This window comes from Flavobacterium sp. (assembly GCF_043720215.1).
Classification (GTDB): Bacteria; Bacteroidota; Bacteroidia; order Flavobacteriales; family Flavobacteriaceae; genus Flavobacterium.
In genome coordinates this window covers 1-9,625 of sequence record NZ_JAYSSZ010000182.1, presented here as the reverse complement: position 1 = coordinate 9,625, position 9,625 = coordinate 1, and the positions used below count along the sequence as shown (strand labels likewise).

The window sequence follows — 9,625 nt, the reverse complement described above, 5'->3', positions numbered from 1 at the left end:
TGCAACAATCTCTCCCGATTACTATTTTCCAGGACCTGGAGTTGCAGTGCAAAAAGAATTGGGTTTAAGGACTATTGGCGCATTAGATGTTAGAAACCAATGTTCTGGATTTATATATGCTTTGTCAGTTGCAGATCAATATATTAAAACAGGAATGTATAAAAACATTTTAGTGATTGCTTCAGAAGTGCAATCTTTAGGATTAGATATGACCACTCGAGGCAGAAATGTTTCTGTTATTTTTGGAGATGGAGCTGGAGCTGCAGTTTTAAGCAGAGAAGAAGATGTAACTAAAGGTATACTTTCCACCCATTTGCATTCGGAAGGAGAATATGCAAAAGAATTATCGGTTTTGGCACCAGGAATGGGAGGTCGTTGGGTTACTGATATTATTGCAGATAACAACCCAGATGATGAAAGTTATTTTCCTTATATGAATGGGCAATTTGTGTTTAAAAATGCAGTTGTTCGTTTCTCGGAAGTAATTAACGAAGGATTAGAAGCCAATAATTTGAAAGTTTCTGATATAGATATGCTTATTCCGCATCAAGCAAATTTGAGAATTTCGCAGTTTATTCAAAAGAAATTTGATTTATCAGACGATCAGGTTTTTAATAACATTCAGAAATACGGAAATACTACTGCAGCATCTATTCCTATTGCTTTAACGGAAGCTTGGGAACAAGGAAAAATAAAAGCAGGAGATACAGTTGTTTTAGCCGCTTTTGGCTCAGGATTTACTTGGGCAAGTGCAATTATTAAGTGGTAATTAATTAAAATATTTTCATAAAAAAAGCTCCAAATTATTTTGGAGCTTTTTGCTTTTATAATAACCCACCACCACTTTGGGTTTCGTTTGCATCACGTTGTTTGCGTTGTAATGCTTTGTTTTTTCCGCCACCAAACATATAATTAAAACCTACATATACTGTTTGACTTTCCCAGTAAAAAGCTCCTGCTTGTCTGTATGGTATATTTCCATCGAATTCAAAATGCATTGTGTCAAAAATATCATTTAATCTAGCAGTAATACTTCCTTTTCCTTTTAGAATGCTGTAAGTTGCTCCTATATCTGCTTTATACATAGGTTTTCTTTCAAATTGTAATCCTAAATCAGGACCGCGATACATTCCAAATAAATTAACTTTTAAATTTTTAGTCGCAGTAAATGTTTGATTTACTCGAGTGTTAAAACTTATAACATCTATTTCTCCTTTTTCTTGTAAACCAGTATTTGCGTTTTGTACTGTTCCTTTTACGGTTTTAAAATACGAATCGGCACTAGCATTTACTGACCACCATTTTGCTAATTTTAAATTTGTAGAAGCTTCAATACCAAAAGCATTATTGTTGTCGAAATTATCGTATGAAATGATATCTTGACTATTATTGGCTGGATTTTTATAAATAACTCTTCCAATCTCGTCATTAATTTGTCTGTAGAAAACGCCGGTAGTTATAGAGCCTATTTTTACTGTTCTAGTGTAATTTACCTCAAACGAATTTGTGAATTGTGGTTGCAAGTTTGGGTTTCCACGTGATTCAACTAATGGAGTTGTCCACTCACGAATCGGGCTAATTTGTCCCACATTTGGTCTGTCTACTCTTCTTGAAAAATTAAAATTATATGAGTTTTGGTCACTCGGTTTATAATTAAAAAAAGCTGACGGATAAACTGAAACTATATTATCTTCAATTGAATTGTTATCATTCAAATTTTCAGTTAGGAATGATGAATTCACCACATTTTTAAAATCCCCTTGAATGTTATAATGCTCTAATCGAACTCCAAATTGTGCACTCCACTTTTTCCATTGTTTGCTGTAATTGGTATAAACAGCACTAATATTTCTGCTGAATTCAAAATTTGAGTTCCCTATTTTGCTGTACGGTACTGTAGCTTCAAATGCAGTTTCGTCAAAATAATTTGTAATATTTTGAATCCTAGTTTCAGCTCCTAATTCTAACTTTGTAGTTTCTGTTAACGGATTTACATAATCGATATTAATTTGCAAATAATCCGTATTTCGAACAATATCATTTGTTCTTAATGTTGTTTTAACAGGTACTGTTTCGGTCTCGTTATAATCAGTATTTTCTGGACTTTTAGTGTTCGAGAAATTAGTTTGAAGTTCTATATTTTCACCTTTTTTATTAAAATCATGTTTAAAAGCAACATCATAAGTTTGTGTGTTGTTATTAGATTTTGAATCAAATAATTGTCGGGAATCACTTAATGAACTATCTAAATAATTTATATTAGTAAGGCCGTTTCCACTTCCATTAACAATATTCTGGTTGGTATAAAATGACAATGTGTTTTTATCATTAATATAATAATCCATTCCAATTTTTACTAAATGGGAAGTATTCAAATTTTTGAATTGAAATGTCTGCTCATTTTCTAAATTTGGCCTAAAACTATTAATGTTTCCATTATTGGCATTTTTTCCATGATTTAAACCATAGTTCCCATAAAAATTCACTTTTCCTACTTTATAATTTAAGTTTAGAGCAGTATTTACTTTTGGAGTGATGCCAAATGTAACCCCAGAATTAATACTTCCATTAAAACCATCATTTGCATTTTTGTGCAAAATAATATTTATTATTCCACTCATTCCTTCAGGATTGTATTTTGCTGATGGATTAGTAATTAATTCAATTTGTTTTATAGAAGAAGAAGGAATTTGCTGCAATAACTGCGTTGCATCAATATTAGATGGTTTTCCGTCTATTAAAATTCTAACATTGCTGTTTCCACGAAGACTCAATTCTTTGGTTTGAGGATCGACACTTACAGTTGGTATATTGTTCAAAATTTCTGAGGCTGTTGTTCCAGAAGAAATTAAATCTTTCCCAACATTTACAACTTTTCGATCAATTTTTTGTTCGATACTAGAGCGTTCTTTTACAATTGAAACGCTTTCAAGTTCAGTTGCTTCCTCTTCAAGGGCAATATTTTTTAGCGCTAGACTTTTGTTGTCAGGAGATAATGAAAATGTATTTATATACTTTTTATATCCCATAAATTGTACTTCAATAGTAAGATTTTTTAACGTAAGATTTTTAATAGTAAAAGATCCATTTTCTTTCGTAATTCCTCCAGAAATTATCTTTCCGTCGTCTTTTATACTTACCGATGCATAGGGAATTGGCTCGTTTGTTTTCTTGTCAATTATTTTTCCAGAAACACTTCCTAAATTTAAATTTGCTGGAGCCGATGTTTGTGCTTGTAAACCAACAAACTGTGTTAGCATACAAATGATAAAGATTTTTAATTTCATTGATTTTATTATTTGATTGTGATTGATGATTATTTGGATTTGCAAATTTACTATCTACTAGACTCGGGATTTAACAAAATGTTACAATTTTAAGAAATGTTTAACATTGATTATAGAATAAAAAAAACCTCGTAAATGTTATTGTTTACGAGGTTTTTTTTATTAAAATTTACTTATTATCTTTTTAAAGTAAAATGTGATTTAAATACTTTGGAAGCACCTTTTTCATTATAATCTACTGTAAACCAATAATCATTAGCTGGTAAAGGTTGTCCGTTAAATTTTCCATTCCAACCATCAGTCGTGGGTGTGATTTGTTTGATAAACTTCCCGAATCTGTCAAAAATAGATATTGGTGCATTTGGATTACTTGTTTTCAAATGCGTAATATTCCAAGTCTCATGAAAACCATCACCGTTTGGTGTAAAGAATTTCGGGTAGTTTACAATTTCTGCATTTGTTGGCGCAGGATTACAATGTCCGTTTTTATCATTTACAGCAATAATATGATTTCCAGGAGTTACATTATAAAATATATTACTGTCTTGATAAGGAGAACCATCAATCTGGTATTCGTAATTTCCGGAACCATTACCTAATACGTTTACTATAATATAAGTTGGATTCTCAAATGCATCACTATATGCAATTTCTATATAAGGTTCGTATTCTGTTACTTTTGTTGTAATAGTATTAGGACAATTTGGAGTTACAGAAGTATCGGTAACTTTTACAGAATAAGTATCTTGTATATTTGTAGTATACGTAGGTGTTGTAGCCAATATTGTTGTTCCATTTGCTAAGGAAGTCCATTCGAATGAATAATTTGCACCAGACAACGCAGGATCTAAAGTTGCAAAATTTAATAAAGTTCCAGTTTTGTGATCTTTACAAATAAAATATTCAGGTTCTAAAACTGGTTCAGGTAAAGGATTTACGATTAACCTTAATTCAACAACGTCAAAACAAGGATCTGTTGGTATTGTATTATTTGTTATTCTAATCCAAACACTATCAATAAGCGGGTTATCATTTTGATATGCTGCTGGTGTTGCTATTGGAGTCGCTAACGGATTATTTGCATCAGCTAGAGAAGTGTAAAAGGTTAAGGTAAAATCAGCATCAGGTGTTTGTCCATTTAGAACTTGATTTCTAATAGCTAATGTCGTCAAATCGAACTGAAAAACACCATCATTTACACCAAAAGTATCACACTCTTGAGGTATTGTTACTGCATTTGCAATAGGTCTTGGAACGATTGTTACTGTAAACATAGATTCATCAGAACAGCTTGGCACAAATGATGAAAATCCGAAAACATAAATATCTTGTGTTGTAAATATCACATTTGATGGTAACAAGCCAACTCCACCTGTACTTGAATAATAATTTTGTCCAACTGGTAAAGTAGGTAATGTATAGCTAGAACAACGTGTTACATTTGCTGGTTCAGTAACATTAAAAATAGTAATATTTATTGGTTGTTCGATTGGACAATTTGGTGTAGTACCAGTTTCTGCATAAGCGTAAATTGTTGTAGGTGCAGGATTTGCCAAATTATAAGTTATTGGAGCTACAATTTCTGTATTTCCTGTAGCTGAAGGTCCTCCAGATAATGTATAATATTTCCCAATCGTTAATGGTTGCAAAGTATAAAAATCACATGCATTAACTATAGTTTGAACTGCCGGTGTTAGTACCGGAGTATTGTTTATAAGGATAGTGAATGGATTTTCATCGCTACAGTTTAATCGGTCTCCTGTCTCATAATAAATATAATAAGGAGTTGCTTGTACAGTCGTTGAATTCACTATAGTTCCTGCAGGAATTATACTTCCGCCACCTAATGGGCCACCAGGTAATGTGTAATAAAAATTATTTGGTGTTGGTAAAACTGGAAAAGTAAAACTATTACAATAACTTAATGGTGTAGGAATAGGATCCGCTTCAACACCATTTATAGCAATGTCAAATGAATTTTGACTAAAACAAGTAGCATCACTTGGATGCGCTGCATAAATATAAATTGTGTTGTTTGTGCTAATAACATCTCCTGCAGCTAGCGGGTTTATACCATTTGGGTCATCAAAGTAATTCCCATTAGTTAATGGTGTCAGTATATATGAATCGCACTGTTCTACATTGGCTCTTGAGTCTATTATTGGTCTTTGATTAATTGTAATTAACCAAGGTTTTTCGTTAAAACATCCCACTACTGCTGATGGTTTGTAAACATAAATTGTAGTCGTCGTCGTTATTGAATCTACATTTGGAATTAATTGAACATTTCCAGGTGTTACTGGTCCGCCAGATAACACATAATAGTCCGCTCCATCAGGCTGAACTGGTAATAAGTAACTTGCGCATGTTGTGACATCTGTTGGTGTCGTTATAAATGGCCCTTGAATTGTTACTATAAAGAAATCATCATCGGTACAATTGGGTGCAGGTAGGCCAGGAACATAAGTGTAAATAGTTGTTGTACTTGTAATTACGGTTCCGGCGGGAATGATATTTCCAGCTCCGTTTGGTGCGTCACGATATTCTCCAATAGGTAGTGTTGGTAATGTATAAGACAAACACTCGGTTATATCAGTAATTCCTAAAGTACCAATATAAACTGTAAAAACAATATCAGTAGTTCTACACGTATTACTTGTAGCAAAAACATATAGCGTTGTTGTAGTAATTATTGGGGAAACAGCAAGTGTATAAACACCAGTTGTAGTGTCTAATGTATAATAATCCCCAACAGTTAATGGTGGTAAATTATAAGATACACAGTCAAAAATAGTTGGAAAAGGTCCAGTTATAGTTGGTGTAACATTTATAGTAACATTAAATTGGCTTTGAAGCGTGCAAGAAGGAGTTTCTGTTGAAACAAAATAAACATAAATTGTTGTTACTCCTGGAGTATTTATTACAGTTGTGCCTCCAAACAATTCAGTTCCGCCACCAGTTGGACCACCTAATGCTGTAAAATATCGAGTGTTAAATTCTAATACTGGTAATAAATATTGATCACAAGTAATTACATCAGCTGGTGTTATATCTAATGTTGTGACAATTTCTACTTCGAAACTTCTTTCTGATGGACAACTAGGAGATACTCCGTTAGCATGATAAATATAAACTATTGTATCAGTTGTTATTACAGTTCCAGGCGGTAAAATAGGTAAACCTTGATTTGGACCCGAATAATACGTGCCTGGGTTAACTAATACAGGTAGTGTATAACTTACGCAGACATACTGATTAGGTATTGCATCTAGTACTGGTCTTGGTGTAACAATCAGGTTAAAACTCGTAGTGTTGAAACAAGCTGGATCAGTACTGTTCTGAATTCTAACAAATATAGTTGTATTTCCTGAAGGGAAAATCGTCGTAATATCTATTGGGTTTGTACCAGCATTTGAGTCAGCAGCATTTGTATGATAAGAAACACTATATATTGTTGATGACTGACCACCTAAAACTGCAGATGTTTGTGTTGCTAAATTAAAATCGGCAGTACTTGAACCTAATGTTGTTTCACACAAAGTGATGTTTCCTGGATTGTTTGCAACAGGAGGAGGTGTAAGTGCTAATAGAAACGTTTTTGTAATAGTACAACCAGTCGCTAGGTCTAAAATCCTAACCCATATTGTAGCTGGTAAACTTGCAGTTGTAACGGTATAGCTATTCGGCAGTGGATTACTATTTGAAGTTGCATCAACTAAAGAAGCATGGTAGCTGATTTGAGTTCCAGCAATATTTACAATAGGTGTATTAAAAGACAAATCGAAAGTATAGCTTGGTAAGCCTGAATTGCATTTATACAAATTTACTGGATCAGGAGTTGTTATTGCATTAAAATATTCGACATTAATAAAATCTGTTGTTACCACGCAATTAGTAGCAATAATAGTATAAGTAAGTCCATAAATTCCAGGCTGATTCACAGTTAAGTTTGGAGTATTTCCACCTATTGGGTTTCCATTAAGTGTCCATGCAAAAGAATAAACTAATGGATCTAATCCAGAAGTTATGGTATGTGTGCTATTCTCGCAAATTGCAGTATTTGTTGCAATGGTTAAATCTTGACCCAACACATCTTGACCCACATTAAAACTATTGGCTCCTAAAAATATAGCTGAATCAGCCTGATTATCTTGTCTGTCGGCAATAACCAATTTAATATGATACGTTGTATTTGGAATTAATGTTGATGACGAAGCATTCATAACAACTGTTTGTCCATTAAAATTTGTTGCAGAACCAGCTGCTCCAGATCCACCATTGAAAGCTCCAAAATAGCTAGGATTAACCGAAGGACAAGAGGAGTTGTATAAAAAATCTCGAATAGTAACCACCGAAATAGGTGTTAAAGTACTTGGAACTACTGCTAGATTTGTAGTAATTCCGGTTGAAGTATTGGTTAATAAAAACGCAAATGCATCAGAAAACTGACATTGAAAATTTCCATATTCTTCAGAAGCAAATAAAAATTGAAAATTGAAATTAGATGAGAAAGGGACAAAATCAAACTCTAAAACAGTTGCATTTGTTGAATTCATTGTAATTCCAGCAGCTAAAAGTGTTGCTTCTAAGTCTGCATCACCAGTCCAGGCGGCATTCCCATCATTTAGTTGCGTTGTGTTTGGTCCAGGAGAATTCAATACATTTCCAGTGGTTAAAAGTACACCACTAGCTAATGGGAAAGCAGGATTTGTATTATCAAAATAGCCAATTCCGTTTGTAGAACCAAAATTGGTTCCTGTTCGCCAAGTAATATTTGTAACGGGAACACAAGGTTTATTTACTAAAATATCAGTAACTAATTGTGGGACAGTATAAGTACTCGTGTTTACAGTGATGGCTTGCGAAAAACAAGCTATCGAAAAAAGTAGTGTTATAAGGTGTAGAACTTTCTTCATAGAAATAAAATTTATATGACAAAAATATAAAAAAATATCGATTAAAAGTAAATTTTGTCGCCGAAGTATTAATATTAACAATTTGATAATCAATAATACTCAGGAAATTATATAAAAAAAAGAAGATTATAATTAGGAATTATTCTTAAATTTAACGAAAAAAATAGTTTTTATTTCATATAAAGCTACAAATAATTTTCCAATTAAATATTATTATCTTTGGCATCTTAAAATAAAAATAAAAATGTCACTACAAGAAATTTTAATTCCAAGTATCAAAACAGCAATTCAAGAATTATTCGATGTTACAATCGAAAAAATCGAGTTTCAGTCAACTAGGAAAGAATTTGAAGGCGATATTACGATGGTTATTTTTCCTTTATTAAAAGTTATAAAAGGCAATCCAGCCGATTTAGGTAATAAAATTGGAAGTTTTTTAGTCGAAAATGTAACCGAAGTTACAGGTTTTAATGTAGTTTCTGGATTTTTGAATATTGTAATTTCAAATGAATATTATATCAATTTCTTCAACGGAATAAAAACCGACGAACAATTTGGTTTTGTAACTTCGGGTGAAAGTGAGAAAGCGATTATGGTAGAATATTCTTCGCCAAACACAAACAAACCATTGCATTTAGGTCACGTTCGTAATAATTTATTAGGATATTCTGTTGCCGAAATTATTAAAGCTTCAGGTAAAAAAGTATATAAAACTCAAATCATCAACGATAGAGGAATTCATATTTGCAAATCGATGTTGGCTTGGCAGAAATTCGGAAATGGAGAAACGCCACAGACTTCTGGTTTGAAAGGAGATAAATTAGTTGGTAAATATTATGTTGCTTTTGATAAAACATATAAAGCAGAAATAAGCGAATTAATGTCCCAAGGAAAAACCGAAGAAGAAGCTAAAAAACAAGCCCCAATTATTATTGAAGCCCAACAAATGCTACTTGATTGGGAAGCTGGGAAACCAGAAGTAATTGCACTTTGGAAAACCATGAACCAATGGGTTTATGATGGTTTTGCAATAACATACAAAAATTTAGGAGTCAATTTTGATTCTTATTATTACGAAAGCAATACCTATTTATTAGGAAAAGAAGTAGTTCAAATAGGATTAGACAAAGGTGTTTTCGAAAAAGATCCTGATGGTTCAGTTTGGATCGATTTGACCGAAGACGGATTAGATCGTAAAATTGTATTGCGTTCTGACGGAACAGCGGTTTATATGACACAAGATATAGGAACAGCCATTCAGCGTGTTAAAGATTTTTCAGATATTGGTGGAATGGTTTATACTGTTGGTAATGAGCAAGATTATCACTTTCGAGTTTTGTTCTTGATCCTTAAAAAATTAGGATTCGATTGGGCTTCAAGCTTATTTCATCTATCTTACGGAATGGTCGAATTACCTTCTGG

4 protein-coding genes are annotated in these 9,625 nt (G+C 32.7%); 2 read left to right on the top strand and 2 right to left on the bottom strand.

Features of this window, described 5'->3' with window-relative positions; genetic code table 11:
- Nucleotides 1–769, top strand: a 769-nt coding sequence (locus ACHZC3_RS08420; RefSeq protein ID WP_394759428.1) for a 3-oxoacyl-ACP synthase III family protein, incomplete at its 5' end; no start/stop codon positions are given.
- 55 nt (nucleotides 770–824) lie between these two features.
- On the opposite strand, the gene ACHZC3_RS08415 is transcribed toward ACHZC3_RS08420, so the two are convergent.
- Together ACHZC3_RS08415 and ACHZC3_RS08410 are read right to left on the bottom strand one after the other, a co-directional pair.
- Nucleotides 825–3,287, bottom strand: coding sequence for a TonB-dependent receptor domain-containing protein (locus ACHZC3_RS08415; protein WP_394759427.1), 2,463 nt, complete (start codon nucleotides 3,285–3,287; stop codon nucleotides 825–827).
- Nucleotides 3,288–3,463: 176 nt separating this feature from the next.
- Nucleotides 3,464–8,203: a choice-of-anchor L domain-containing protein gene (locus ACHZC3_RS08410; protein WP_394759426.1), complete on the bottom strand. Its 4,740-nt coding sequence runs from the start codon at nucleotides 8,201–8,203 to the stop codon at nucleotides 3,464–3,466.
- Nucleotides 8,204–8,447: 244 nt separating this feature from the next.
- Between ACHZC3_RS08410 and argS the strand changes: the two genes are divergently transcribed.
- The coding region (gene argS / locus ACHZC3_RS08405; protein ID WP_394759425.1) for an arginine--tRNA ligase at nucleotides 8,448–9,625 on the top strand (1,178 nt) is incomplete at its 3' end.